We start from the raw sequence: 23,692 nt of genomic DNA, 5'->3' as shown, positions 1-23,692 counted from the left end.
GTGTCTACAATTGCCAGCAAGTTGTAGGATAGCATTTTCGTTGCTTTAAGGCGAACAAAGTAGCAGTAAAACGTCACACTTGACGATTTAAAGCGCATTTGCTCCCGTCAGACCCGCAGCGCGCGCATGCCGTGCGCCGCCAGATAGCCCAGCACCATGCCCGGCAGGGCTTGCAAGGCCCCGACTTCGTGGGCGGCGCCGACCGCGATCGCTTCGCGCGGCATGCCGAACACCACGCAGCTGGCTTCGTCCTGGGCAAAATTATACGCGCCGGCGCCCTTCATCTCCAGCATGCCGGCCGCGCCATCCTTGCCCATGCCGGTCAGGATAACCCCAACCGCGTTTTTACCGGCGCACTGGGCAGCCGAACGGAACAGCACGTCGACCGACGGCCGGTGGCGGTTGACCGGCTCGGCCTGGTCGATCTTGGTCATGTAGTTGGCGCCGCTGCGGGTCAGGTACAGGTGCGAGTGGCCGGGGGCGATGTAGGCGTGGCCCGGCAGCACCCGCTCGTTGCCGGCCGCTTCCTGCACCGAGATCTTGCACAGCGAATCGAGGCGCTTGGCGAACGAGCGCGTGAAACCTTCCGGCATGTGCTGGGTGATCAGGATGCCTGGGCAGTCGGACGGCATCTGCATCAGGAATTCGCGGATCGCCTCGGTGCCGCCGGTGGAGGCGCCGATGATGATCAGTTTTTCCGACGAGGTCAGCGGATTGCGCAGCTGCGGCAACGGCGCCTGGCCTTCGGCGCCCGGCTGCGGCAGCGTGCGGGCGCGCACGCGCGCCTTGGAGGCGGCGCGGATCTTGTCGGTGATCAGGTCGGTGTACTCGCGCATGCCGGCCTGGATCGAGATCTTAGGCTTGGTGACGAAGTCGACCGCGCCCAGTTCCAGCGCGCGCATGGTGATCTCGGAACCGCGCTCGGTCAGCGAGGACACCATCACCACCGGCATCGGCCGCAAGCGCATCAGTTTTTCGAGGAAATCCAGGCCGTCCATTTTCGGCATCTCGACGTCCAAGGTCAGCACGTCGGGGTTGGTTTGCTTGATCAGCTCGCGCGCGACCAGCGGGTCGGGGGCGACGCCCACCACTTCCATGTCGGGCTGGCTGTTGATGATCTCGCTCATCACGCTGCGGATCAGCGCGGAATCGTCGACGATCAGGACTTTGATCTTCATAAAAAGCTACTTTCCGGGCAAAAGGCCCCACTACTTACATTAAAACAGATCGATATCGCCACCCACCGGCGCTTTCTTCAGACGGCTGGCGTACTCGATTTCGCGCTTGGCCAGCGTGTCGTTATGGGTCTGCATCAGTTTCTTGACCAGCACCTTGCCGGTGCGCGGGAAGAAGTACACCTTGCGCGGGTGGATGTCGTTCAAGTCTTCGGCCACCACACGGATTTTCTCGACCTTGAGGAAGTTCAGCACGAAGGCGGCGTTGCGCTCGCCGACGTTGATGGCGGTGAAGCCCTTCAATACGGCGCCGCCGCCGAACACCTTGGCTTCCATGTTCTCGCGCTTGGCGCCGGCCTTGAGCAGGTCGTTGATCAGGATCTCCATCGCGTAGGTGCCGTAGCGGGCCGAGGCCGACACCGGGCTGCCGTTGTCGCCGCCGCCGTCCGGCAGCATGAAGTGGTTCATGCCGCCCAGGCCGGTCACGCGGTCGCGGATGCAGGCCGACACGCAGGAGCCGAGCACCGTCACGATCAACATGTCCTTGTTGGTGAAGTAGTACTCGCCCGGCAGTATCTTGGCGGCTTCGCAGTCGAACGTTCTATCGTAATAAACGTTCGTGGCAAATTGTTCGAGGTCCATGTTTTACTCTCATGTGCGTTGCGATGCTTTTTGAGCAGCGCCACGGTGTTGTTCGTCCAGCTCATACACCGTCTTGCCGCGTAGTTTGAGCGACTCCGACACGTAGAGGAAATTCTCCGAATGGCCCGCAAACAGCAGGGCGTCCGGTTTCATCAATGGGACAAAGCGGGACAGGATTTTACGCTGCGTGGCTTTGTCAAAGTAAATCATGACGTTGCGGCAAAAGATCACGTCGAACTGGCCGCTGATCGGCCAGCCGTCGGCCAGCAGGTTGAGCTGCTTGAAGGTGATCATATTGCGCAGCTCGGGCCGCACGCGGGCCATGCCTTCGCGGTCGCCCTTGCCTTTCAGGAAAAAGCGGCGCGAGCGCTCGGGCGACATCTTGTCCAGCCGGTCCATCGAGTAGACGCCGTTGGCGGCCGTGGCCAGCACATTGGTGTCGATGTCGGTGGCGATGATGTGGCAGTTGGGCGTGAGCGTGTTGAACGCCTCGCACACGGTCATGGCGATCGAATACGGTTCTTCGCCGGTCGAGCTGGCCGAGCACCAGATGGTGATCGGTTCGCGCTTGTGCTTGATGTGCTCGGCCAACAGCGGGAAGTGGTGGGCTTCGCGGAAGAACGAGGTCAGGTTGGTGGTCAGCGCGTTGGTGAACGACTCCCATTCCTCGCCCAGGCGGCCGGCCTCCAGGTCGTCCAGGTACTTGGCGAAGGAGGCGATGCCGGTGGCGCGCAAACGCCGCGCCAGGCGGCTGTACACCATCTCTTGCTTGCTGTCGGCCAGCGAGATGCCGGCCCGTTTGTAGATCAGGCCGCGGACGCGTTCGAAGTCCTTGGCGTTGAAATCAAACTCTTTGACGGTGTCTTTGGTTTGCGGCATGTTCTGTATTCCTTAATCTAAACTAACAATGCCTGCGGCGACGTCCCGCAGGGGACGCCGCTTGCTGCTGCTTAAAACTCTTCCCATTCGTCGCCGGCGGCCGGTGCTGCGCTCAGCTTCTTGGGCGCGACCGGCTTGGCGGCGGCCACCGCCGGGCGCGGGGCCGGCGCCGGGGCACGCTGGATCGCCGGCGCGGCGGCCGGACGAGCTGCCGGCGCAGCCGCGCGCACGGCCGGGCGACGGCCCGACTCGTCGTGCGACAGCTTGAAGATGCTGACGGCCTGCGCCAGCAACTCGGCCTGCTCCTGCATGCTCTCGGCCGCTGCGGCCGCTTCTTCCACCAGCGCGGCGTTCTGCTGGGTCATCTCGTCCATCTGGGTGATGGCCTGGTTGACTTCCTCGATGCCGTTGCTCTGTTCCTGGGTGGCGGCGGTGATCTCGCCCATGATGTCGGCCACCTGGCGGATCGACGTGACGATCAGGTCCATGGTCTGGCCGGCCTCGTCGACCAGCTTGCTGCCGGCGTCGACCTTGTTGACCGAGTCGCCGATCAGCTCCTTGATTTCCTTGGCGGCGCCGGCCGAGCGCTGCGCCAGGTTGCGCACCTCGGAGGCCACCACCGCGAAGCCGCGGCCCTGTTCGCCCGCGCGGGCCGCTTCGACGGCGGCGTTCAGCGCCAGGATGTTGGTCTGGAAGGCGATGCCGTCGATCACGCCGATGATGTCGACGATCTTGCTGGAGCTGGCCTTGATCGAGCCCATGGTTTCCACCACTTGCGAAACCACGGTGCCGCCCTTTTCCGCCACCGACGAGGCGGTCACGGCCAGCTGGTTGGCCTGGCGGGCGTTGTCGGCGTTCTGCTTGACGGTCGAGGTCAGTTCTTCCATCGACGACGCGGTCTCTTCCAGCGAGCTCGCTTGCGATTCGGTGCGGGCCGACAGGTCGGCGTTGCCGGAGGCGATTTCCTGCGAGGCGGTCGAGATCAGCTCGGTGCCGGTGCGGACGTCGCCGACGGTCTTGGCCAGGCTGTCGTTCATGTCCTTCAATGCCTGCAGCAGTTCGCTGGTCTCGTCCTTGCCTTCGACGTAGACTTGCGAGGTCAGCTCGCCGGCCGCCACTTTTTGCGCGACTTCGACCGCGCCGGCCAGCGGGCCGGTGATCGAGCGGGTGATGACGGCGGCGCAGGCGATGCCGATCGCCACCGCGATCGCGCCCAGCAGGAACAGCATCATCATCAGGCTGCGGTCGGCCGTGACCGAACCGGCCATCACGTCCTTGGCGGCGGCCTGCTGCATGTCGACCAGCTTGTTGATCAGCGCCAGCGTCTGCTGGTTGAGCGGGTCGATGCGGCCGGAAATGACCTTGGCCGCGCCTTCGCTGTTAAACGCCAGCACCTGGCCGATGGCTTCCTTGAACGCCTTGTCGGTATCGGTGTCGAGCGCGGCGATATCGGCCAGCACTTTCTTCTCGGCCTCGTTCAAGCCCTGCGCCTTCAGGCTGGCCAGCGCCTTGTCGTAGCGGGCGCGCTGGTCCTTGACCTTTTGCTCTTCCTTCTGCATCAGGCTGACGTCGGACTGCAGGCCGATGTTGCGCATGGCGATGCCGGTCTCCAGCATCGCGCTCTTCATCGTGCCCGCTTCCAGGTTTTTCTCGGTCGACAGCTCCAGGCCGCCGGTCAGCTTGCTCTTGTTGCTGTAGTTCAGGTAGTTGGTCATCAGGACCATGAGCACCAGGATGGCAAGAATGCTGCCGAAACCGATGCGCAGTCGTGCGCCAATCTTGAAGTCGCGTAAATTCATGTGGTTTTCTCCCCTATTGCTGTCTGTTCTGTTGTCCGCCGGGTACTGCCTGCGGACCCCGTATCGTTGTTATCGTTGCGGCGCGCACTCTGTCGGGCGCTGTCGCGGGTTGCTGCCGGGCCCGGCCTCAGGCTTGGACCTAGGCCGCCAGCTGTTCCATCAAGCCCATCTCGGCGCTCGACATCAGCTTGTCGATGTTCACCAGGATCAGCATACGCTCATCGATGGTGCCCAGGCCGATCATGTAGTCGGAACTGAAGGCCGTGCCCATTTCCGGCGACGGCTTGACCTGCTCCGGCGTCAGCGTGGTCACGTCCGACACCGAGTCCACCACCATGCCGACGATGCGGCCGCTGATGTTGAGGATGATGACCACGGTGAACTGGTCGTACACCGGCGAGCCGAGGTTGAACTTGATGCGCATGTCGACCACCGGGATGATGATGCCGCGCAGGTTGATCACGCCCTTGATGAACTCCGGGGCGTTGGCGATCCGGGTCACGGTTTCGTAGCCGCGGATTTCCTGCACCTTCAGGATGTCGATGCCGTATTCCTCCGAACCCAGCGTGAACGCCAGGTATTCGTGGCCGGCGATCTCGTTTGCCCCGGTGGTTAGTACGTCTGCCATGATGGTTTCCTTGATGGGATTAGCTAAAAATCTGTTCGTCAGCGAGCTGGCGGGATGAGCGTATCAATGCGGCGACGTCGAGGATCAGCGACACGCCGCCGTCGCCCAGGATGGTGGCGCCGGAAATGCCGGCCACCTTGCGGTAATTCGATTCCAGGTTCTTGACCACCACCTGCTGCTGGCCGACCAGGTCGTCGATGAACAGGCCGGCCTTGCGGCCGTCGGTTTCGATGATGACCACGATGCCCTGGCAGGGGTCGGTGAAGCGCGGCGTGATGCCGAACATCTGGTACAGCGGCACCAGCGGCAGGTACTCGCCGCGCACCTTGATCACCCTGCCCTTGCCGGAGATTTCCTTGACGTCTTCCGGCACCGGCTGCAGCGATTCGATGACAAAGCCCAGCGGCAGGATGTAGACCTCTTCGCCGACCCGGATCGACATGCCGTCCAGGATCGCCAGGGTCAGCGGCAGCGAGATCGAGATCGTGGTGCCGAAACCCTTGGCCGAGCGGATGTCGACCACCCCGCCCATCGCCGTGATATTACGCTTGACCACGTCCATGCCGACGCCGCGGCCGGAGACGTCGGTCACTTGTTCGGCGGTCGAGAAGCCCGGCGCGAAGATCAGTTGCCAGACTTCGGCGTCGCTCATGTTCTCGTGCAGCGGCAAGCCGTTCTGCTCGGCCTTGGCCAGGATGCGTTCGCGGTTCAGGCCGCCGCCATCGTCCGACACTTCGATGATGATGTTGCCGCCCTGGTGGGAGGCCGACAGGAACAGGCGGCCGGCGTCGCTCTTGCCGGCGGCGCGGCGCACGTCCGGCATTTCGATGCCGTGGTCGATGGAGTTGCGCACCAGATGGGTCAGCGGGTCGACGATGCGTTCGATCAGGCCCTTGTCCAGTTCGGTGGCGGCGCCGTTGGTGATGAAGTCGACCTTCTTGCCCAGCTTGGCCGCGAGGTCGCGCACCATGCGCGGGAAGCGCGAGAACACGAAGTCCATCGGCATCATGCGGATCGACATCACCGCTTCCTGCAGGTCGCGGGTGTTGCGGGTCAGCTGGCTGACGCTGTTCAACAGGCGCTCGTGCACCATCGGGTCCAGCGTGTCGACGCGCTGCTCGATCATCGCTTGCGTGATGACCAGCTCGCCCACCAGGTTGATCAGCTGGTCGACCTTTTCGATCGACACGCGGATCGACGACGATTCGGCGCCGGGGCCGGGGCCGCCCTTCTCTTCCTTCTTGGCGGCTTTCTTTTCCTCTTCGGCGGCGGCCTGCTGCTGCACGGTCGGCGCCGCCTCGGCGACGATGCCGGCGGCCGCGCGGATTTGCTCGACCGGCTGGAAGAAGCCGTAGCCGCGCGCATCGTCCGCGCCCTCTTCGGCGGCGGCGCGGATCTGCTCCAGCGGCTGGAAGAAGCCATAGCCGGCGGCGCCGTCGCTGCCGGCCGGATGCAGCTCGGTCTCGTCGAAGAAGCCATAGCCCAGCGCGCTCTCGACCTTGGAGCGTTCGGCGTTTTCCAGCTTGGCCTGTTTGGCGTCCAGCGCCGGCAGTTCGGTGACGACCATGTCGTCCGGGTTCAGCACGAAGGAGCAGATGGCGATGATGTCGTCCAGGCTCTCGTGGGTGGTGACGACCATGGCGTTGCGGTCGTGGTCCAGCGGCGTGATCGAGACGTGGCCCATCAGGCCCAGCTCGGCGCCCAGGGCCGTCACTTCGCGGTGCACCATGGCCGGCAGTTCCAGCCGGTAGCGGCGGCCGCCGCTGTGGTCGACCGCCTTGGCCTCGCCGGCGTGGAACGATGGCGCCACCGGGGCCATGGCCGCCAGCGGCACGTCCTGCGCCAGCGATTGCAGCATCATGCGCACGTCGCCGACCGCGTCCTGGTCGACCGCCGCGCCGTGGCGGTGGCCGTCGAGCTGCATCTTGAGGATGTCCTTGGCCGCCAGGAAGGCGTCCACGTGCTCGGAGGTCAGCGCCATCTCGCCCTTGCGGATGCGGTCCAGCAGCGTTTCCAGGATGTGGGTCACTTCCGTCATGTCGGTGACGCCGAACGTGGAAGCGCCGCCCTTGACGGAATGGGCGGTGCGGAAGATCGCGTTCAGATCCTCGGGGTCCGGCTGCTCGACGTTGACGGCCAGCAGCAGCCGTTCCATTTCCGCCAGCAGTTCCTCGGCCTCATCGAAAAAGACCTGGAAAAACTGGCTTATATCGATGGTCATGGGGATACTCCGTAAGTTTCGCTTAGCATCATTGCACGCGCCTTATCAGCCGATGACCTTCTTCACTACCTCGATGAGCCGCTGGGGATCGAAAGGCTTGACCAGCCAGCCATTGGCGCCGGCGGCGCGGCCCTTGGCTTTCATCTCGTCGGACGATTCGGTGGTCAGCATCAGAATCGGGGTCTTCTGGTAGGCCGGCAGTTCGCGCAGCAGCTTGATCAGCTGCAGGCCGTCCATGCGCGGCATGTTCTGGTCGGTCAGCACCAGGTCGACGCTTTGCAGCTTGGCTTTTTCCAGGCCATCCTGGCCGTCCACCGCTTCCACCACCAGGTAGCCGGCCGCTTTCAGGCTGAAGGCCACCATCTGGCGCAGGGAACTGGAATCATCAACTGCAAGTATTGTCTTGGCCATCTTGGTTCTCACTCTTATCAATGCGGACGGGGTCCGTTTTTAAAACAATCGGTAGGTCGCGGCGCTCAAAACAGTTCGATGTCGCCGCTCTCCAGGTGTTGTTGACTGACGGCCTTGCGCAGCACGCTGCGCAATTCCAGGCTCTGGATCGCCAGCGCCATGCTGACCTTGCCCAGCAGCGCGACGATTTCCTCGTTGTCGCTTTCGGGCAGCATCTCGGCGCCGTGCGCGCCAAGCGTGCCGAGGAACTCGCGCAGGCCGGTCACGCGCTTCAAGGTGCGGTCGATCAGCTGGCTGGTCATGTCCTGGAACTGCAGGCTGGTGATGGCGGCGTTGACATAGCCGCCGACCTGGCCCTGCAGCGCCTCCAGCTGGGCGCGCTGCTCGGCGCTGGCGGTGCCGCCGTCGAGCAGCAGCTGGATCGTCGCCTGCTCGGCCTCAACCGCCTGGTGGATGGCCATGAAGTTGAAGGACAGCTTTTCGATCGCTTCTTCCAGCAGCAGGCCGGTCTGGATCAGGTCGGTCTCGACCTCGGTTAAATGCTTGCGTCCATGGTCAGACACGCCCGACAGCAGGCGTTTTACATGTGAGCCCAGGATTTTTTTTCTCGTCATAACAGTCTCGTTGTTCCGCTTGCCGTACTTGCTCTGTGCTACTTGCGCACCGGCGGGCCGGCCGGCGCCGGCGCCGGCGGCGCGGCCGGCTGGCCGTCCTCGGCGCCCACTTCCATCTGGCGCGCGCCGTCGCGCATCACGTTTTCCTCGGTGCGCTTGTTCATCACGATGATGCTGATGCGGCGGTTGATCGGGTTGAACGGGTCGGCCTTGTCGAGGTTGGCGGCCGAAGCCAGGCCCACCACGCGCAGCACCTTGGCGTCGGCCATGCCGCCGGCGATCAGCTCGCGCCGCGAGGCGTTGGCGCGGTCGGCCGACAATTCCCAGTTGCTGTAGCCGGCGTCGCTCAGGTAGGGCGTCGAATCGGTGTGGCCGGACAGGCCGATCTTGTTCGGCACGTCGTTCAGCACGAAACCGATCTCGTGCAGGATTTCGCGCGTGTACGGTTGCAGCTCGGCCTTGGCCAGCGCGAACATCGGGCGGTTTTGCTCGTCGACGATCTGGATCCGCAAGCCTTCGCTGGTGATGTCGAGCAGCAGCTGTTCCTTGTATTTCTTCAGCAGCGGGTTGGCCTCGATCTTGGCTTCGATCTTTTCCTTCAGCGCTTTCAGGCGCTGGTTTTCCTCGGCTTCCAGCGCGGCCTTGGCGGCGGTCAGGTTAAAGGTTTTCTTGATCTGAGGATCGTCGCTGGCCTTGACCTGGCCATCGCGCCGCGTCAAGTCCTTGCCGCCGCCGGGGATCACCGACGAACTGTCGCCGCTGCCCGAGCCGCCCTGCATCGCCACTTTCAGCGGCGTCTTGAAGTATTCGGAAATGCCGTTGAGGTCGCCCTTGGTGGTCGAGCCCAGCAGCCACATCAGCAGGAAGAAGGCCATCATCGCCGTCACGAAGTCGGCATACGCGATCTTCCAGGCGCCGCCATGGTGGCCGCCGCCGCCCTTCTTGATGCGCTTGACGATAATCGGCCGCAAGCCCTCTTCAGCCATGGCGATTCCTTAAGGTTGCTGTCACTTGGATTTCGATTTCTTGATATGGTCTTCCAGCTCGGCGAAGGTCGGGCGCTCGGTCGAGTACAGCACCTTGCGGCCGAATTCCACCGCCAGCGCCGGCGCGTAGCCGTTCAGGCTGGCCAGCAGCGTGACCTTGACGCACTGGTACATCTTGGTCGATTCATCGAGCTTTTGTTCCAGCAGGCTGGCCAGCGGGCCGACGAAGCCGTAGGCCAGCAGAATCCCGAGGAAGGTGCCGACCAGCGCGTGGGCGATCAGGATGCCCAGCTCGGCCGGCGGCAAGCCCACCGATTCCATCGTGTGCACCACGCCCATCACCGCCGCCACGATGCCGAACGCCGGCATGCCGTCGCCCAGCTTGGCGATGGCATGCGCCGGCACGGCGTGCTCGTGGTGGTGGGTGTCGATCTCGTTGTCCATCAGGTTCTCGATCTGGAACGCATCCATATTCCCCGACACCATCAGGCGCAGGTAATCGGTCATGAACTCGACGATGTGGTGGTCTTCCAGCACGCTCGGATACTTGCTGAACAGCGGACTTTGCTCCGGGCTGTCGATATCGCCTTCGATCGACATCAAGCCTTCCTTGCGCACCTTGGAGAGGACGTCGAACAGCAGCGACATCAACTCCATGTACAAGTCCTTGGTGTAGCGCGAACCCTTGAACAGCGTCGGCACGGCGGCCAGCGTGGCTTTCAGCGCCTTGCCGTTGTTACCGACCAGGAAGGCGCCCAGCGCGCCGCCGCCGATCATCACCAGCTCCAGCGGCTGCAGCAGCGCGGCCAGATGCCCGCCGTTCATGGCGAAGCCGCCGAACACGCCGACGCAGACCACTACATATCCAATTATGACTAACAAGCGCGCTGACTCCCCAGAATGAAAACGGCACGCATCATACCTAACAAACGGCCGTTTTCAATAAATTTACATGTAGAACTACAATAGCGTGACTCGGGGGGAGCGGGCAAGAGAATAACGCGAAATGATGCTTAAAAGTACCATATGTAGAGGGCGGCCCCGCCCTCTGTGGCGTGAATGGTCTGATCGGGCGCGCGGGCGTGGATGGCAAACTCGTAGCTGATCAGCATGGCGCCGGGACGCATTTCGGCGGCGGCCTTGCGCCACAGGCCGTCCATCGCGGCCGGCGACAGGTAGGCGAAGACCAGCTCGTATTGCGCGAAGTCGAGCCGCTCGTAATCGCCCAGCGTGAAGCGGGCGCGGCCGCCGGCCAGCGCGGCGCGCAAGCGGCTGGCCAGCCACGGCAGCGGCGCCAGTTCGATGCCGCAGCACTCGGCGTCGGGCCGCTGGCGCGCCAGGTACAGCACCAGTCCGCCCAGGCCGCTGCCGATATCGATCACGCGCAGGGGCTGGCCGGCGGCCGGCGGCGGCAGCACTTGACGTACCGCATCCCAGACCGCCGGACGCGACGGGTAGTACGGCACCTGGGTGCGGAAAGTCGACCAGTACAGGCCCAGTAAAATCAGGAAGGCCGCCAGGAACAGCCACGGCGGCAGCTGCAGCGCCAGCGCCGCCAGCAGCGCGGCCGGGAACAGCAACTGGATCGCGCGCCACCACACGGCCAGGCCCAGCTTCCAGCTCAGGCCGGCCGCGAGCAGACCCTGCACCAGCACCAGGCTGCGGCCGTCGACGTCAAAACGGAAACTGGCCATCACGTACAGGATGGCCAGGGTCAGGGGCGCGGCGCCGCACTGGATCAGCAGCGCCCGCACGGCGGGCGCGCGGGCCAGGCGCCGGAGATAGGAGTCGGGGCGGGACGGCCGGTTCACGCGGCCAGAGCGTCGGCGTCGCGCGCCTTCTTGGTCTTGCCGGCGCGCGAAGGCATGTGGCACAGGCCGCAGACATAGCTGCCGTTCAAGTCCATGCAGTTGACCACGAACTTGCCCTGGCACTTGCCGCACGGCGCCAGTTCCAGCATGCGGCTGCTAAAGAAGCGCACCAGCGTCCAGGCGCGGGTCAGCGACAGCAGCGGCTCCTCGCCCGCTTCCGGCGGCATTTGCTCCAGGTACAGCTTGTAGGCTTTCATGACCGCCTCGATGCCGGTGGCGCCGGCGTGCTCGGTCAGGAATTTATGGATGTTGATGAACAGCGAAGCGTGGATGTTCGGCTGCCAGGTCAGGAACCAGTCGGTGGAAAACGGCAGCATGCCCTTCGGCGGCGACACGCCCTTGAGTTCCTTATACAGCTTGAGCAGGCGTTCGCGCGACAGCGACACTTCCGACTCCAGCAGTTGCAGGCGCGCGCCCAGCTGTATCAGTTCGATGGCCAGCTGGATTTCCTGGGCTTCCGTCACTACGCTTTTCTTGGTCATGATCTGTGCTCCGGGCGGCTGCTCAATTAAGCGATTTCTTCGACGGCCTGGCCGGCCATCAGGATGGCGGCGTGCGACTGGGCCAGCACCCGGTCTTTATTGTAGTTGGTCAGCATCGACAGGATGGCGCTGTCGTCGAAGCGGAAGCGGGCCAGCATCATGTTGCCGCCTGCCAGTTTCAGGATCTGGGCGTTGCTCATGCCCTCGATCAGGTCGGCGATCTCTGCGGCGATGCCAAGGCGGAAGATCGCGGTGACTTTGTCGGCGCGTATCATCTGCTGGGCCAACATCAGGTAGCTCAGGTTGGCGTCGCGAATTTCAGCCATCATATCGTTAGCGGTCATTTCCATCTCCTAGTCCGTGATCTGCACTGCGGAACACAATTGCGTTTCCAGTGAGATACATTCTGCGGGAGCAACAAAAATACGAGTAGAGGATGTCCTCCGTATTTTTCGTCGGGAAATAGCGGGCACGACCCGTCGGTGTTTGTCTGACAAACACTCGCAGATCGCTCATCCACGCCCTTGCGGCGCGGGTTTCATAAGGTCCAAGATCTTCAAAAAAGTCCTGTCGTGAAACGAAAAATAGTCTGTACGGCGACTCTTTTTTGCTACATCTAACCCGGTTACGGCAGCATTTCGAGGAACTTTAGGGTTTCCGCAAAAATATTTTGAAGTATTTTCGACTTCCGTCTTGCCACCTGATGGCGCTTTTCCGCTCATCATGAAACTGGTAACGGCAGCGTTTTGGGGAACTTTAGGGTTTTTTTGAAAAAAAACGAAAATAATTTAAAAAAAGTCGCAAACCCTGCATTCATGCTGGTTTGCGGCCCGATGACCGGCCCCGCACAGGGTCCGTCGCCAGGTTTTTCAGGTTACACTGGCAACTTATTGAAGCCTAAAGCATTCCACCTACCCTGCAAGAAAGTTACACAATGACAACTCGCAACGACTGCCTGGCCCGCGACGCGCAAGATCCGCTCGCCGCCCTGCGCGACCAGTTCGACCTGCCGCCGCATGTGATTTATCTGGATGGCAACTCTTTAGGCGCCCGTCCCAAGGCCGCGCTGCCCCGCGCCCAGCAGGTGATCGCCCAGGAATGGGGCCATGACCTGATCCGCAGCTGGAACACCGCCGGCTGGTTCGACCTGCCCAAGCGCCTGGGCAACCGCCTGGCGCCGCTGATCGGCGCCGCCGACGGCGAAGTGGTCGTCACCGACACCACTTCGGTCAACCTGTTCAAGGCCCTGGCCGCCGCCCTGCACATGCAGGCTGCCGATCCGGACCCGGCCCGCCAGGCACGCCGCGTGATCGTCACCGAACGCTCCAACTTCCCCACCGACATCTATATGGCCCAGGGCCTGAGCAGCTGGCTGGAGCGCGGCTACAGCGTCAAGCTGGTCGACTCGGTGGAAGAACTGCCGGCCGCCATCGGCGCCGACACCGCCGTCGTCATGCTCACCCACGTCAACTACCGCACCGGCTACCAGCACGACATGCGCGCCACCAGCGCCCTGGCCCACGCCGCCGGCGCGCTGATCGTCTGGGATCTGGCGCACTCGGCCGGCGCGGTGCCGGTCGCCCTGAACGACGACGGCGCCGACCTCGCGGTGGGCTGCACGTATAAATACCTGAACGGCGGCCCCGGTTCGCCGGCCTTCATCTGGGTGCCGCGCAGGCACCAGGCCGCCTTCCGCCAGCCGTTGTCGGGGTGGTGGGGGCATGCCGCGCCATTCGCCATGGCGCCCGACTTCGCCCCCGCCGACGGCATCGGCCGCGCGCTGTGCGGCACCCAGCCGGTAGTGTCGCTGGCCATGGTCGAATGCGGCCTGGACGTGTTCGACCAGACCAGCATGGCCGCCATCCGCGCCAAGTCGCTGGCCCTGACCGACCTGTTCATCACCCTGGTCGAACAGCGCTGCGCCGATCATCCGCTGGGCCTGGTCACGCCGCGCGAACATGCGCGCCGAGGCAGCCAGGTCAGCTTCACCCATCCGCACGGCTACGCGGTGATGACGGCGCTGATCGCGCGCGGCGTCATCGGCGACTACCGTGAACCGGCCATCATGCGCTTCGGCTTCACGCCGCTGTACACCAGCTTTGCCGACGTCTGGGACGCGGTCGAGATCCTGCGCGACATTCTGGACCGCAAGGACTACAACGTCGACGCCAAGCGCGATGCCGTGACCTGAACGCGTGACTTAATAACGAGATAAACGATATGAGCGATTCCAAAGAAACCGGCTGCCCGATGCACGCCTCCGATGCGCAGTGGCACGGCGCGGATATGGACTTCAGCAACAAGATGAGCTACGGCGACTACCTGGGCCTGGACCAGATCCTCACCGCCCAGCACCCGCTGTCGCCCAACCACAATGAAATGCTGTTCATCGTCCAGCACCAGACCAGCGAACTATGGATGAAGCTGATGCTGCACGAAATGCACGCGGTACGCGCCCATCTGCAATCGGACGATCTGGCGCCGGCCTTCAAGATGCTGGCCCGCGTGGCCCGCATCATGGACCAGCTGGTGCACGCATGGGACGTGCTCGCCACGATGACGCCGCCGGAATACACCGCCATCCGCCCCTACCTGGGCGCATCGTCGGGCTTCCAGTCCTACCAGTACCGCGAGATCGAATTCATCCTCGGCAACAAGAATGCCGCCCTGCTCAACGTCCACACCACCGCGCCCGACGCGTTTGCCGTGCTGGACAAGGCGCTGCGCGAGCCATCGGTCTACGACGAAGCGATCAAGCTGCTGGCCCGCAACGGCCTGCCCGTCTCCGCCGAGCGCCTCAACGCCGACTGGACGCTGCCGACCGCCGCCGACGAATCCGTCAAGGAAGCATGGCTGGAAGTCTACCGCGACCCAAGCCGCTACTGGGCGCTGTACGAACTGGCCGAAAAGCTGGTCGACCTGGAGACCGCGTTCCGCTTCTGGCGCTTCCGCCATGTCACCACGGTCGAGCGCATCATCGGCTTCAAGACCGGCACCGGCGGCACAGCCGGCGTCAGCTACCTGCGCAAGATGCTCGACGTAGTGCTCTTCCCGGAACTGTTCGCCCTGCGCACCGCCCTCTGAGATTGCCGCGAGAATACACACCATGGGTAGTACCGCATTCTCCTTCTAGCAAACCTACTGAATCTTCTCCTGAAATCTACTGAATTGAACTTCCTGCTACTGCACCGGTCTAACTCAGTAGCCAGCAGCAGAATTCAGTAGATTTCAGTAAGGAGAACAGTATGTTTGCCACAACGAGCGTGCAGGTCTGCCCCACCACCCTACTCGCGCTGATGGAGCGGCTGCGCGAAACCGGCGCCACCATCGATCCAGCCGAAGCCGTCGACGCCGCGATCCGGCTATGGCTCGCGGCCCCAAGCGAAGCACCGCCAGCCGCACCGCGCGGCTACCAATGGAAAACGCTGTTCCTGCCCGAAGGCACATGGTTGCGCATGGCCTACCGCGGCGACCATGAATACGCCATCGTCGAAGGCGACCAGATCATGTACAAAGGCCGCGCCATCTCGCCCAACCAATTCGCCAGCGGCTACGCCGACAGCGTGCGCAACGCGTGGCAAGACATCTCCATTCGCATGCCCGGCGAAAAGAACTGGAAAATGGCCGACGCGCGCCGCCGCGAACTGGCCCGCGCCGCAGCCACCTCTGCCGCCACTCCGGCCGCCGCCGCCCCGGTCGCCGAGCCAAATCCCTCCATGCCGCAGCCACCGCGCAACACCGTCCCCGGCCCAAGCTGGACCGAGCCCGAGCGTAGAAAATACCGCTTCCGCCTGGAAGACGTCGCATTCGATTGAAGACATTTGTCCACGCTTGCGCAAACTGCCAGCGCCGGCAAAACAAGCGCCCCCCGCCGAAGTAAGATAAACACCATCTTACCCAGCAAGGAACCCGCATGGACTACGAAGTACTGACCCTGGCCGGCCTGTGGAACTCCGGCCCCGCCCACTGGCAATCGCAATGGGAACTTAAATATCCGCACTGGGTCCGCGTCCCGCACCGCGACTGGGACACGCCCGACAGCACCGAATGGGTAGCCGAACTGGAAGCCGCCATCGCGCAATGCAAGCGCCCGCCGGTGCTGGCCGCGCACAGCCTGAGCTGCTCGCTGGTCGGCCGCTGGGCCGCCTCCGGCTCGCAATTGAAAATCGCCGGCGCCTTCCTGGTCGCCCCCAGCGACACCGACGCCCCCAGCTACCCCGACTGCACCACCGGCTTCCAGCCCATGCTGCTGCAACGCCTGCCCTTCCCCAGCCTGGTGATCGCCAGCAGCGACGACCAATACGTCAGCCCGCAGCGCGCCCGCCAGTTCGCGCAAGCCTGGGGCAGCGGCTACGTCGAGATCGGCAACGCCGGCCACATCAACGGCGACGCCGGCTACGGCCCCTGGCCCGAAGGCGAAAAATTACTGCACGATTTCTGCGAAAAACTGCATCGCTGACCGAACTTCCACGCCCCAGCCCTCTCTAACTGTCATCAAGAATAAGGAGGGGAGCAAGATGAACCAGCGTATCCGCAACTGCACGGCGGCGGCCGCCCTGCTGCTGACTGCCATAACAGCCAGCGCCACCAACTACACCGCCATCCTCACCGGCCCGCAGGAATCGCCGCCCAACACCTCACCTGCCATCGGCGCGGCGGTCGTCAAGTTCGACACCGCCAGCCACATACTGGAAGTGGACGTCGCCTTCAGCGGCCTGATCTTGCCGAGCACCCTCTCCCACATCCATTGCTGCACCACCACACCCGGCGCCGGCGTCGCCGGCGTGGCGACCGAAGTGCCGACCTTCGGCGGCTTCCCAATGGGCGTAACAAGCGGCGCCTACACCAACACCTACAACACCTCGTTGACGGCCAGCTGGAACCCGGCCTTCCTCACCAGCCACGGCGGCACCACGGCCGGCGCCGAAGCGGCCTTCGCGGCCGGATTGAACGCCGGCGAGGCCTACCTCAACATCCACAGCGAGCGCTACCCGGGCGGCGAAATACGCGGCTTCCTGGCGGCCGCCCCGGTGCCCGAACCAGCCACCATCGCCATGCTGGGCCTGGGCTTGCCGGCCGTGCTGCTGATGGCGCGGCGCCGCCGCAAGATGTAACTAGCGCGTCGCGCCAACCAGCGGCAGCTCGATGTAACTGTCGTGGTAGATGCGCTGGGTCGTCTTCTTGTAGTCGGCCGGCTGGGCGTAGAAGATGTTCGGCACAAAGGTCTGCGGGTTGCGGTCATACAGCGGGAACCAGCTCGACTGCACCTGCACCATGATGCGGTGCCCCGGCAGGAACACATGGTTCGCGGTCGGCAACGCGAAGCTGTACGGCAAGGCCGTGTTGGCAGCGATCGGCTTGGCCGTCTCCAGGCTCTCGCGATAGCGGCCACGGAAGATATCGCCCGACACCATCAGCTGATAGCCGCCCATCTCCGGCTGCGCCGCCACCTGGTCCGGATAAACGTCGATCAGCTTGACGACCCAGTCCGCGTCCGTGCCGCTGGTGGAAGCCAGCAGATGCGCGACCGGCTCACCGCTGATCTTCACCGGCGCCGTCAGCACATCGGTCGTATAGGTCAGCACATCGGTACGCCCCGACGCCTCGCGCTGATCGTCGACCAGCCAGCGCGGCCACGTCTGCCCCTTGGCCTCGTCGTAGCCGTAAGGCGCGATAGGCCGCGCGCGATAAGGCACCGGCTTGGCCGGATCCGACACATACTCATCGAACGCCGCCCGCTGCGCCGGCGCCGAAGCCGGCCGCGACGCCACATTCGTCAAGCTCAGCCGCGAGTTGGCCGCCAGCTTCAGCGTGGCCGGCGCAATCGCACAGCCGCTGACGCAGCCGGCCGGCCAACTATTCAGCGAGCGCCACTTGTTGCTGCCCGTCTCGAACGCCGACACCGGCGCGATCTGCGCCGCCGGCGCATCATCCTTCAGATAGCGGTCCAGGAAAGGCCGCAATATCTCCTGCCGAAAATGCAGCGCCGTATCACTGTTAAAGCGCAGCGCACCCAAGCGGCTGCCATCGCCAATCGCCCCGCCATGATTCCACGGCCCCAGCGCCAGAAACACCTTGCCATCCTGATCGCGCGGCTTGATCGCCTTGTACACCGCGATGGCGCCGTAGATATCCTCCGCATCCCACAGACTGTGCACCAGCAAGGTCGGCACCGCCACCGGCTGCGCCGCCAGGATCCGGTCCATCGCCTGCCCGCGCCAGAACGCGTCATAGCTCGGATGCGCAACGATCTTGCGCCAGAACCCACTCTGCTCCACCCCGCGCTGGCGGGCCAGTTCGCCCACCGAACCCGCGCGGATGAACATATCGTAATCGTCGAAATGGCTGGTGTACCACTTGGCCTCATTACGCCGCGTCACTACCTGCTCCAGCACATAGGACAGGTTGACCTGCCGGAACGCCCCGTTGTGGAACCAGTCGTCGCCCCGCCAGCCGTCCACCATCGGATTCATCGGCACCGCAGCCTTCAGCGCCGGATGCGGATTCACCAGCGCCATCAGCGGCAAAAAGCCATCATAGGAAATACCGATGATGCCCACCTTGCCATTCGTCTCAGGAATATTCTTGACCAGCCAGTCGATGGTGTCCCAGGTATCGGTGGAATGATCGACCGGCGTCGGATTGAGCGCACTGCCGCTGAGCGCCCGGTTCATCACATAATCGCCCTCCGAGCCATACTTGCCGCGCACATCCTGCACCACGCGGATATAGCCACCCTCGACGACCACATCGGCCGCATTGTCATAGCCCTGCAAGATGGACTCCATCTGCGAACTCTCGTTGTGGCTGGTCAGCTCGGCAGCGTTGTAAGGGGTACGCGTCAGCAAGATAGGAGCATTGCGCGCATTGCGCGGCACGATGACCACCGTATTGAGCTTGACACCATCGCGCATAGTCACCATCACGCTGCGCTTGACATAGTCATAGCCATCGACCGGCGCCTTGAACTCATCGGGCGTCTCGCTAGGCAATGCGGGATACATCGGGGAAGCCGCCACGCCCGGCGTCGATGCCGGCAGCGTATTCTGGGCCAGGACGGCCTGTGCGGATAAAACGAAGGCGCCAGTCAGCGCCAGCACGATCTTATTCATGAATATCCCGGGAGCTGAGCCAGTGAAACCTCAACATAGCACAACTCCCGGGACGGGTCTTACCAGATTACTTGCTTGCGCCGTTCAGCAGCATTTCATTGAGGCGCTTGACGAACGTAGCCGGATCGCTCAGCGAACCGCCCTCAGCCAGCAACGCCTGATCGAACAGGATGTTGGCCCAATCACTGAACGCGGTGCCAGCTTCCTCGTACTTCAAGCGCGTCACCAGCGGGTGGTTCGGATTGATCTCCAGGATAGGCTTGGACTCCGGCGCGCTCTGGCCCGCCGCCTTCAGCATGCGCAGCAGATTGCCCGACAGCTCATGCTCATCCGCCACCAGGCAAGCCGGCGAATCGGTCAGACGGAAGGTCACACGCACATCCTTGGCCTTGTCCGACAAGGCTTCCTTCATCTTGCCGACCAAATCCTTGTACGAAGTCTCGGTCTCTTCGTGTTCCTTCTTCTCGGCCTCGTCTTCCAGCGCGCCCAGATCCAGACCACCCTTGGCCACCGACACCAGCTCCTTGCCTTCGAACTCGGTCAGGAAGGACAGCATCCACTCGTCCACGCGATCGGTCAGCAGCAGCACTTCCACGCCCTTCTTGCGGAAGATCTCCAGGTGCGGCGAGTTCTTCGCAGCGACGTAGTTATCGGCCGTGACGTAGTAAATCTTGTCCTGGCCTTCCTTCAGGCGCGCGACGTACTGCTCCAGCGAGACGCTCTGCTCATCGTTGTCATTGGCGGTCGAAGCGAAGCGCAGCAGCTTGGCCAGACGGTCCTTGTTGACCGCATCCTCGCCCACGCCCTCTTTCAGCACCTGGCCGAATTCCTTCCAGAAGGTGACATACTTGTCCTTCTTCTCCTGCTCGTCCGCGTTCGCCAGCTCTTCCAGCATGCCGATCACACGCTTGGTCGAACCATCGCGTATCACCTTCACATCGCGCGACTCCTGCAGGATCTCGCGCGACACGTTCAGCGGCAGGTCGGCCGAATCGATCACGCCCTTGACCATGCGCAGGTAGGCCGGCATCAACTGCTCGGCATCGTCCATGATGAACACGCGCTTGACGTACAGCTTGATGCCGCCACGCTTGTTACGGTCCCACAGGTCGAACGGCGCCTTGGCCGGAATGTACAGCAGCTGCGTGTACTCGCTGCGGCCCTCGACGCGGTTGTGCGTATGCGTCAGCGGCGCCTGGAAGTCGTGCGACACGTGCTTGTAGAATTCCTCGTACTGCTCCGGCGTGATATCGGCCTTGTTGCGGGCCCACAGCGCGCTGGCCTGGTTCACGGTTTCCAGCTCGTCCTTGACGACGGTTTCCTTCTTCTCCTCGTCCCACTCCTCTTTCGCCATCACGATAGGCAGCGAGATATGGTCCGAGTACTTGCGGATGATGGACTTGATCTTCCACGACGACAGCAGCTCGTCCTCGCCTTCGCGCAGATGCAGGATGATGTCGGTGCCGCGGCCCGGCTTCTCGATCTGCTCGACCGAGTAATCGCCCTGGCCTTCGGATTCCCAGCGCACGCCTTCGGAAGCGGCCGCGCCGGCACGGCGGGTTTCAACCGTGATCTTGTCGGCCACGATAAAGCCCGAGTAGAAGCCCACGCCGAACTGGCCGATCAGGGCCGCGTCCTGCTGCTGGTCGCCCGACAGCTTGCCGAAGAATTCCTTGGTGCCCGATTTGGCGATGGTGCCCAGGTGCGAGATCGCCTCGTCGCGGCTCATGCCCACGCCGTTGTCGGAAATGGTGATGGTGCGCGCAGCCTTGTCGAAGGCCACCTTGATCTTCAGTTCATGGTCGTTGCCATACAGGGCGTCGTTGTTGATCGCCTCGAAGCGCAGCTTGTCGGACGCGTCGGACGCATTCGAAATCAGCTCGCGCAGGAAAATCTCTTTATTCGAGTACAGCGAGTGGATCATCAGCTGCAACAGCTGCTTCACTTCCGCTTGAAAGCCCAGGGTTTGCTTATCGGTGTCTGCCATTTTAAAAGCCTCAATAGTCTTGTGGTTGATACACAGGTTGGACGAAAGTGGGGATTATAAGAGGGTTTTCAAGAGCGGCCCAGCTCCCGTTCGAAGAAACGCCACACCGCCGGCTCCTGCATCGCCGCCACGTTCAGCCGCATGCGGGTCGACGGCAGCTGCTTGGGCGAGAACAGGCTGCCCGGCGCCAGCAGCAGATTGTGCGCCATCGCCCGTTCGGTCAGCACATTGGTGTCGCAGCCCGCGTCGGCCCACACGAACATGCCGGCCGGCGGCGCCACGTCCACCTTCAGCCCCACCCGCTCCATCTGGCGTATCGTCTTGGCGCGGATCGCATCGAGCCGCGCGCGCACCCGGTCCGTATGCTTGCGGAACGAACCCTCCGACAGCACCTTGTACACCACCCGCTCGCCGATATCGCTGGTGGTCAGCATGGTCAGCATCTTGCGGTCGGCCAGGCGCTCGGCCCGTTCGGCCGACGCCGCGATGAAGCCGACGCGCAGATTGGCCGCCATCGTCTTCGAAAACCCGCCCAGGTAGATCACCCGCTGCAGCTGGTCCAGCGCCGCCAGCCGCGTGGCCGGCTGCACCGCGCTGCCCGGATGCAGGTCGCAATAGATGTCGTCTTCGACGATGATGAAGTCATGCTCCTCCGCCAGCCGCAGCACCTGGAAGGCCTTGGCCGCCGACAGCGAGGTCGAACTCGGGTTGTGCAGCACCGAATTGATGATGTACAGCTTGGGCTTGTGCAGCGCCGCCAGCTCGGCCAGTTGGGCGATGTCCGGACCGTCGCCCAGGCGCGGAATGCCCACCACCTTGGCGCCCAGCGCCGCGAAGGAGCCGAACATCAGGAACCAGGCCGGATCGTCGACGAAGATGGTGTCGCCCGGCCGCGTGAACTCGCGCGCCACCAGGTCCAATGCCTGCGTCACGCCGGCCGTGGTGACGATCTGCTCCGGCGCCGCCGCGATCTCCAGCTCGGCGAACTTCAGCTGCAACTGCTGGCGCAGCGGCAGGAAGCCCTGCGGCACGCCGTAGCTCACCAGCAGATTGGCGTTCTGCCGGCTGACCGAACGCAGCGCGTTGGCGATGGCCGCGCCGTCCAGCCAGTCCGGCGGCAGCACGCCGGTGCCGGGCGTCTGCCCGTGCGGCATCTGGCGGAACATATTCCGCACCAGCCAGACCACATCGATAGGCTGGACGCCGAGGCGTTCGCGCTCACGTTCGCTCTCCCCGGCCCGGCGCCGCCCGCCCGGCCGCCGCTGCGCCAGGTCCATCTCCAGCGCCGCCGGTTCGCGCACGAAGAAACCGGCGCCCCGGCGCGACTCCAGATGGCCCGAGGCCACCAGCTTGTCGTACGACGCCACCACCGTGAACGCCGACACCCCATGCGCCGCCGCGAACGCCCGGATCGACGGCATGCGCGCGCCGCCGCGCAGCAGGCGGTCATCGATGCGCGCCGCCACCGAACGCACGATCTGGTCGATCAGCGTCTCGCCGGATTCGCGCGACAGCAAGCCCACCATCGCCCCCGTCTTCGCAGCCTTCGCAGCCTTCGACGGCGCGACGGCCACCGAGGTCACGGCCGGTCCCGGCGCCGCAGCCGCCTTGGCCGCCGAACGCGCCTCGGCCGCCGCCAGCGCATCGGCCACCGCCTCCGCCGCAGCCGACGCGGCGGCGCCCAAAAGTGAAGTGCGCGTACGTGTATTGGTCATTTTACCGTCACAGTATGAGAAATTATGTGCCGAAGTGTACTGGCACTGTACTGGTTTTGTCACGTAGCATACATCCATACCGCTTATAACCATAGTCATAACGCCACCGGAGACCTGCATGACCCACAGCGCCCCGCCGCCCGCCGCCGTCGCCATCCCCACCCGCCCCGGCCTGAGCGACGAAACCACCGGCATGCTGCTAGGCCTGATCGCCGTCGCCATCTTCAGCCTCACACTGCCGTTCACCCGCCTGGCCGTGGGCGGCGGCGCAAGCGGCGCCGGCCTGTCCCCCACCTTCGTCGCCCTCGCCCGCGCCCTGGTGGCCGCCGTACTGGCCGGCGGCTGGCTGGCCTGGAAGCGCGCACCGCTGCCGCCGCGTTCCGCCCTGCTGCCCCTGTCCATGGTCGCCATCGGTTGCATCATCGGCTTCCCCTGGCTGACCTCCATCGCCATGCGCAGCCTGCCCGCCGCCCACGGCGCCGTGCTGGTCGGCATCCTGCCGCTGGCCACCGCCGTCTTTGGCGCCGTGCTGGCCGGCGAAAAACCCTCGTCCGGCTTCTGGCTGATGGCCAGTATCGGCTCCGCCCTGGTGGTCGGATTTGCGCTGCGCCAGAGCGGCGGCAGCCTGCACTGGGCCGACCTGGCGATCTTCCTGGCCGTGCTGCTGGCCGCCATGGGCTACGCCGCCGGCGGCCGCCTGTCGCAAACCCTGGGCGGCCAGCACACCATCTGCTGGGCGCTGGTGCTGTCCGCGCCCGTGCTGCTGCCGCTGGTGGCCTGGCTGTGCCGCGCCGAAGGTGCCCAATTGGCCGCCGCCAGCCCCGCCGCCTGGACCGGTTTCGCCTACGTCTCCGTGTGCTCGATGTTCATCGGATTCTTCTTCTGGTACCGCGGCATGGCGCTTGGCGGCGTGGCCCGGGTCGGCCAGGTGCAGCTGGTCCAGCCCTTCCTGTCGCTGCTCGGCGCGGCCGTGGTTTTGGGCGAGGCGCTGGAATGGCCTACTGTCGTTTTTGCAATTGCCATCATCGCCGTCGTGGGTACGGGCCGCAAAATGCAGGTGAAACGGGGCTAAAACCGTAGACTATCTTGATTTTGCACCGATTGTGGGCATGCCCTGCCGCTGACGTACAATATCGGTCTTAGCCTAATGCATTCCCTCACTTACTCTTT

The 23,692-nt window shown here is 63.9% G+C and carries 22 protein-coding genes; 6 read left to right on the top strand and 16 right to left on the bottom strand.

Features of this window, described 5'->3' with window-relative positions:
- Window positions 1-107 precede the first annotated feature (107 nt).
- The 13 genes from GEV01_RS08635 to flhD form a co-directional block, all read right to left on the bottom strand.
- Window positions 108-1,178 carry a protein-glutamate methylesterase/protein-glutamine glutaminase gene (locus GEV01_RS08635; protein WP_008450068.1) on the bottom strand — a complete coding sequence of 357 codons (1,071 nt, stop codon included), beginning with the start codon at window positions 1,176-1,178 and terminating at the stop codon, window positions 108-110.
- 39 nt (window positions 1,179-1,217) lie between these two features.
- On the bottom strand, window positions 1,218-1,817 hold the full coding sequence (gene cheD, locus GEV01_RS08630) for a chemoreceptor glutamine deamidase CheD (RefSeq protein ID WP_008450069.1): 600 nt from the start codon (window positions 1,815-1,817) through the stop codon (window positions 1,218-1,220).
- Between the two features lie 9 nt (window positions 1,818-1,826).
- Window positions 1,827-2,696, bottom strand: a complete 870-nt coding sequence (locus tag GEV01_RS08625; RefSeq protein ID WP_008450071.1) for a CheR family methyltransferase — start codon at window positions 2,694-2,696, stop codon at window positions 1,827-1,829.
- Between the two features lie 71 nt (window positions 2,697-2,767).
- Complete coding sequence (locus GEV01_RS08620; RefSeq protein ID WP_152803421.1) at window positions 2,768-4,495, bottom strand: methyl-accepting chemotaxis protein; 1,728 nt, start codon at window positions 4,493-4,495, stop codon at window positions 2,768-2,770.
- A 139-nt stretch (window positions 4,496-4,634) separates the two neighbouring features.
- Window positions 4,635-5,123 carry a chemotaxis protein CheW gene (locus GEV01_RS08615; protein WP_152803419.1) on the bottom strand — a complete coding sequence of 163 codons (489 nt, stop codon included), beginning with the start codon at window positions 5,121-5,123 and terminating at the stop codon, window positions 4,635-4,637.
- Between the two features lie 19 nt (window positions 5,124-5,142).
- Entirely contained in the window at window positions 5,143-7,344 is a 2,202-nt protein-coding gene (cheA, locus tag GEV01_RS08610) for a chemotaxis protein CheA (RefSeq protein WP_152803417.1), read from the bottom strand.
- Between the two features lie 45 nt (window positions 7,345-7,389).
- The gene (locus tag GEV01_RS08605; RefSeq protein ID WP_008450079.1) at window positions 7,390-7,755 is read right to left on the bottom strand and encodes a response regulator; all 366 of its coding nucleotides are present in this window, start codon (window positions 7,753-7,755) and stop codon (window positions 7,390-7,392) included.
- A gap of 65 nt (window positions 7,756-7,820) precedes the next feature.
- Entirely contained in the window at window positions 7,821-8,369 is a 549-nt protein-coding gene (locus GEV01_RS08600; protein ID WP_008450081.1) for a hypothetical protein, read from the bottom strand.
- 38 nt (window positions 8,370-8,407) lie between these two features.
- Window positions 8,408-9,355, bottom strand: coding sequence for a flagellar motor protein MotB (gene motB, locus GEV01_RS08595; protein WP_152803415.1), 948 nt, complete (start codon window positions 9,353-9,355; stop codon window positions 8,408-8,410).
- A gap of 21 nt (window positions 9,356-9,376) precedes the next feature.
- Window positions 9,377-10,237 carry a flagellar motor stator protein MotA gene (gene motA / locus GEV01_RS08590; protein WP_008450084.1) on the bottom strand — a complete coding sequence of 287 codons (861 nt, stop codon included), beginning with the start codon at window positions 10,235-10,237 and terminating at the stop codon, window positions 9,377-9,379.
- Window positions 10,238-10,368: 131 nt separating this feature from the next.
- Window positions 10,369-11,166: a class I SAM-dependent methyltransferase gene (locus GEV01_RS08585; RefSeq protein ID WP_328595465.1), complete on the bottom strand. Its 798-nt coding sequence runs from the start codon at window positions 11,164-11,166 to the stop codon at window positions 10,369-10,371.
- Window positions 11,163-11,708, bottom strand: a complete 546-nt coding sequence (gene flhC, locus GEV01_RS08580; RefSeq protein ID WP_152803413.1) for a flagellar transcriptional regulator FlhC — start codon at window positions 11,706-11,708, stop codon at window positions 11,163-11,165. Before flhC ends, GEV01_RS08585 begins: the two co-directional genes overlap by 4 nt.
- A gap of 26 nt (window positions 11,709-11,734) precedes the next feature.
- A complete protein-coding gene (gene flhD / locus GEV01_RS08575; protein ID WP_008450090.1) occupies window positions 11,735-12,052 on the bottom strand; it encodes a flagellar transcriptional regulator FlhD in 318 nt (105 codons plus the stop codon).
- Between the two features lie 590 nt (window positions 12,053-12,642).
- Here flhD and kynU point away from each other — a divergent pair.
- From kynU to GEV01_RS08550, 5 genes are all read left to right on the top strand, one after another.
- Window positions 12,643-13,899: a kynureninase gene (kynU, locus tag GEV01_RS08570; RefSeq protein WP_152803411.1), complete on the top strand. Its 1,257-nt coding sequence runs from the start codon at window positions 12,643-12,645 to the stop codon at window positions 13,897-13,899.
- Window positions 13,900-13,928: 29 nt separating this feature from the next.
- Complete coding sequence (gene kynA, locus GEV01_RS08565; RefSeq protein ID WP_152803409.1) at window positions 13,929-14,792, top strand: tryptophan 2,3-dioxygenase; 864 nt, start codon at window positions 13,929-13,931, stop codon at window positions 14,790-14,792.
- Between the two features lie 161 nt (window positions 14,793-14,953).
- Window positions 14,954-15,523, top strand: a complete 570-nt coding sequence (locus tag GEV01_RS08560) for a hypothetical protein (protein WP_152803407.1) — start codon at window positions 14,954-14,956, stop codon at window positions 15,521-15,523.
- A 98-nt stretch (window positions 15,524-15,621) separates the two neighbouring features.
- On the top strand, window positions 15,622-16,167 hold the full coding sequence (locus tag GEV01_RS08555; protein ID WP_152803406.1) for an RBBP9/YdeN family alpha/beta hydrolase: 546 nt from the start codon (window positions 15,622-15,624) through the stop codon (window positions 16,165-16,167).
- A gap of 58 nt (window positions 16,168-16,225) precedes the next feature.
- On the top strand, window positions 16,226-16,822 hold the full coding sequence (locus GEV01_RS08550) for a CHRD domain-containing protein (RefSeq protein WP_152803404.1): 597 nt from the start codon (window positions 16,226-16,228) through the stop codon (window positions 16,820-16,822).
- Here the strand turns inward: GEV01_RS08550 and GEV01_RS08545 are convergent, their stop codons facing one another.
- From GEV01_RS08545 to GEV01_RS08535, 3 genes are all read right to left on the bottom strand, one after another.
- Window positions 16,823-18,820 carry a CocE/NonD family hydrolase gene (locus tag GEV01_RS08545; RefSeq protein WP_152803401.1) on the bottom strand — a complete coding sequence of 666 codons (1,998 nt, stop codon included), beginning with the start codon at window positions 18,818-18,820 and terminating at the stop codon, window positions 16,823-16,825. It abuts the gene before it with no gap.
- Between the two features lie 67 nt (window positions 18,821-18,887).
- A complete protein-coding gene (htpG, locus tag GEV01_RS08540) occupies window positions 18,888-20,807 on the bottom strand; it encodes a molecular chaperone HtpG (protein ID WP_152803399.1) in 1,920 nt (639 codons plus the stop codon).
- A gap of 68 nt (window positions 20,808-20,875) precedes the next feature.
- Window positions 20,876-22,522 carry an aminotransferase-like domain-containing protein gene (locus GEV01_RS08535; RefSeq protein ID WP_152803397.1) on the bottom strand — a complete coding sequence of 549 codons (1,647 nt, stop codon included), beginning with the start codon at window positions 22,520-22,522 and terminating at the stop codon, window positions 20,876-20,878.
- A 118-nt stretch (window positions 22,523-22,640) separates the two neighbouring features.
- Here GEV01_RS08535 and GEV01_RS08530 point away from each other — a divergent pair, with 118 nt between their 5' ends.
- Window positions 22,641-23,594: a DMT family transporter gene (locus GEV01_RS08530; RefSeq protein ID WP_175022986.1), complete on the top strand. Its 954-nt coding sequence runs from the start codon at window positions 22,641-22,643 to the stop codon at window positions 23,592-23,594.
- The last annotated feature ends 98 nt before the right edge of the window (window positions 23,595-23,692 follow it).

Origin of the sequence: Rugamonas rivuli, from assembly GCF_009380165.1 — a bacterium.
In the GTDB taxonomy this organism is placed as follows: domain Bacteria; phylum Pseudomonadota; class Gammaproteobacteria; order Burkholderiales; family Burkholderiaceae_D; genus Rugamonas; species Rugamonas rivuli.
Note: the sequence above shows the minus strand (reverse complement) of the source record. Positions and strands in the feature narration are given on the sequence as shown.

Coding starts and splice junctions, on each gene's coding strand:
- GEV01_RS08635 (WP_008450068.1), bottom strand. CDS start 1,178: ATGAAGATCAAAGTCCTGATCGTCGACGATTCCGCGCTGATCCGCAGC.
- cheD (WP_008450069.1), bottom strand. CDS start 1,817: ATGGACCTCGAACAATTTGCCACGAACGTTTATTACGATAGAACGTTC.
- GEV01_RS08625 (WP_008450071.1), bottom strand. CDS start 2,696: ATGCCGCAAACCAAAGACACCGTCAAAGAGTTTGATTTCAACGCCAAG.
- GEV01_RS08620 (WP_152803421.1), bottom strand. CDS start 4,495: ATGAATTTACGCGACTTCAAGATTGGCGCACGACTGCGCATCGGTTTC.
- GEV01_RS08615 (WP_152803419.1), bottom strand. CDS start 5,123: ATGGCAGACGTACTAACCACCGGGGCAAACGAGATCGCCGGCCACGAA.
- cheA (WP_152803417.1), bottom strand. CDS start 7,344: ATGACCATCGATATAAGCCAGTTTTTCCAGGTCTTTTTCGATGAGGCC.
- GEV01_RS08605 (WP_008450079.1), bottom strand. CDS start 7,755: ATGGCCAAGACAATACTTGCAGTTGATGATTCCAGTTCCCTGCGCCAG.
- GEV01_RS08600 (WP_008450081.1), bottom strand. CDS start 8,369: ATGACGAGAAAAAAAATCCTGGGCTCACATGTAAAACGCCTGCTGTCG.
- motB (WP_152803415.1), bottom strand. CDS start 9,355: ATGGCTGAAGAGGGCTTGCGGCCGATTATCGTCAAGCGCATCAAGAAG.
- flhC (WP_152803413.1), bottom strand. CDS start 11,708: ATGACCAAGAAAAGCGTAGTGACGGAAGCCCAGGAAATCCAGCTGGCC.
- flhD (WP_008450090.1), bottom strand. CDS start 12,052: ATGACCGCTAACGATATGATGGCTGAAATTCGCGACGCCAACCTGAGC.
- kynU (WP_152803411.1), top strand. CDS start 12,643: ATGACAACTCGCAACGACTGCCTGGCCCGCGACGCGCAAGATCCGCTC.
- kynA (WP_152803409.1), top strand. CDS start 13,929: ATGAGCGATTCCAAAGAAACCGGCTGCCCGATGCACGCCTCCGATGCG.
- GEV01_RS08560 (WP_152803407.1), top strand. CDS start 14,954: ATGTTTGCCACAACGAGCGTGCAGGTCTGCCCCACCACCCTACTCGCG.
- GEV01_RS08555 (WP_152803406.1), top strand. CDS start 15,622: ATGGACTACGAAGTACTGACCCTGGCCGGCCTGTGGAACTCCGGCCCC.
- GEV01_RS08550 (WP_152803404.1), top strand. CDS start 16,226: ATGAACCAGCGTATCCGCAACTGCACGGCGGCGGCCGCCCTGCTGCTG.
- GEV01_RS08545 (WP_152803401.1), bottom strand. CDS start 18,820: ATGAATAAGATCGTGCTGGCGCTGACTGGCGCCTTCGTTTTATCCGCA.
- htpG (WP_152803399.1), bottom strand. CDS start 20,807: ATGGCAGACACCGATAAGCAAACCCTGGGCTTTCAAGCGGAAGTGAAG.
- GEV01_RS08535 (WP_152803397.1), bottom strand. CDS start 22,522: ATGACCAATACACGTACGCGCACTTCACTTTTGGGCGCCGCCGCGTCG.
- GEV01_RS08530 (WP_175022986.1), top strand. CDS start 22,641: ATGACCCACAGCGCCCCGCCGCCCGCCGCCGTCGCCATCCCCACCCGC.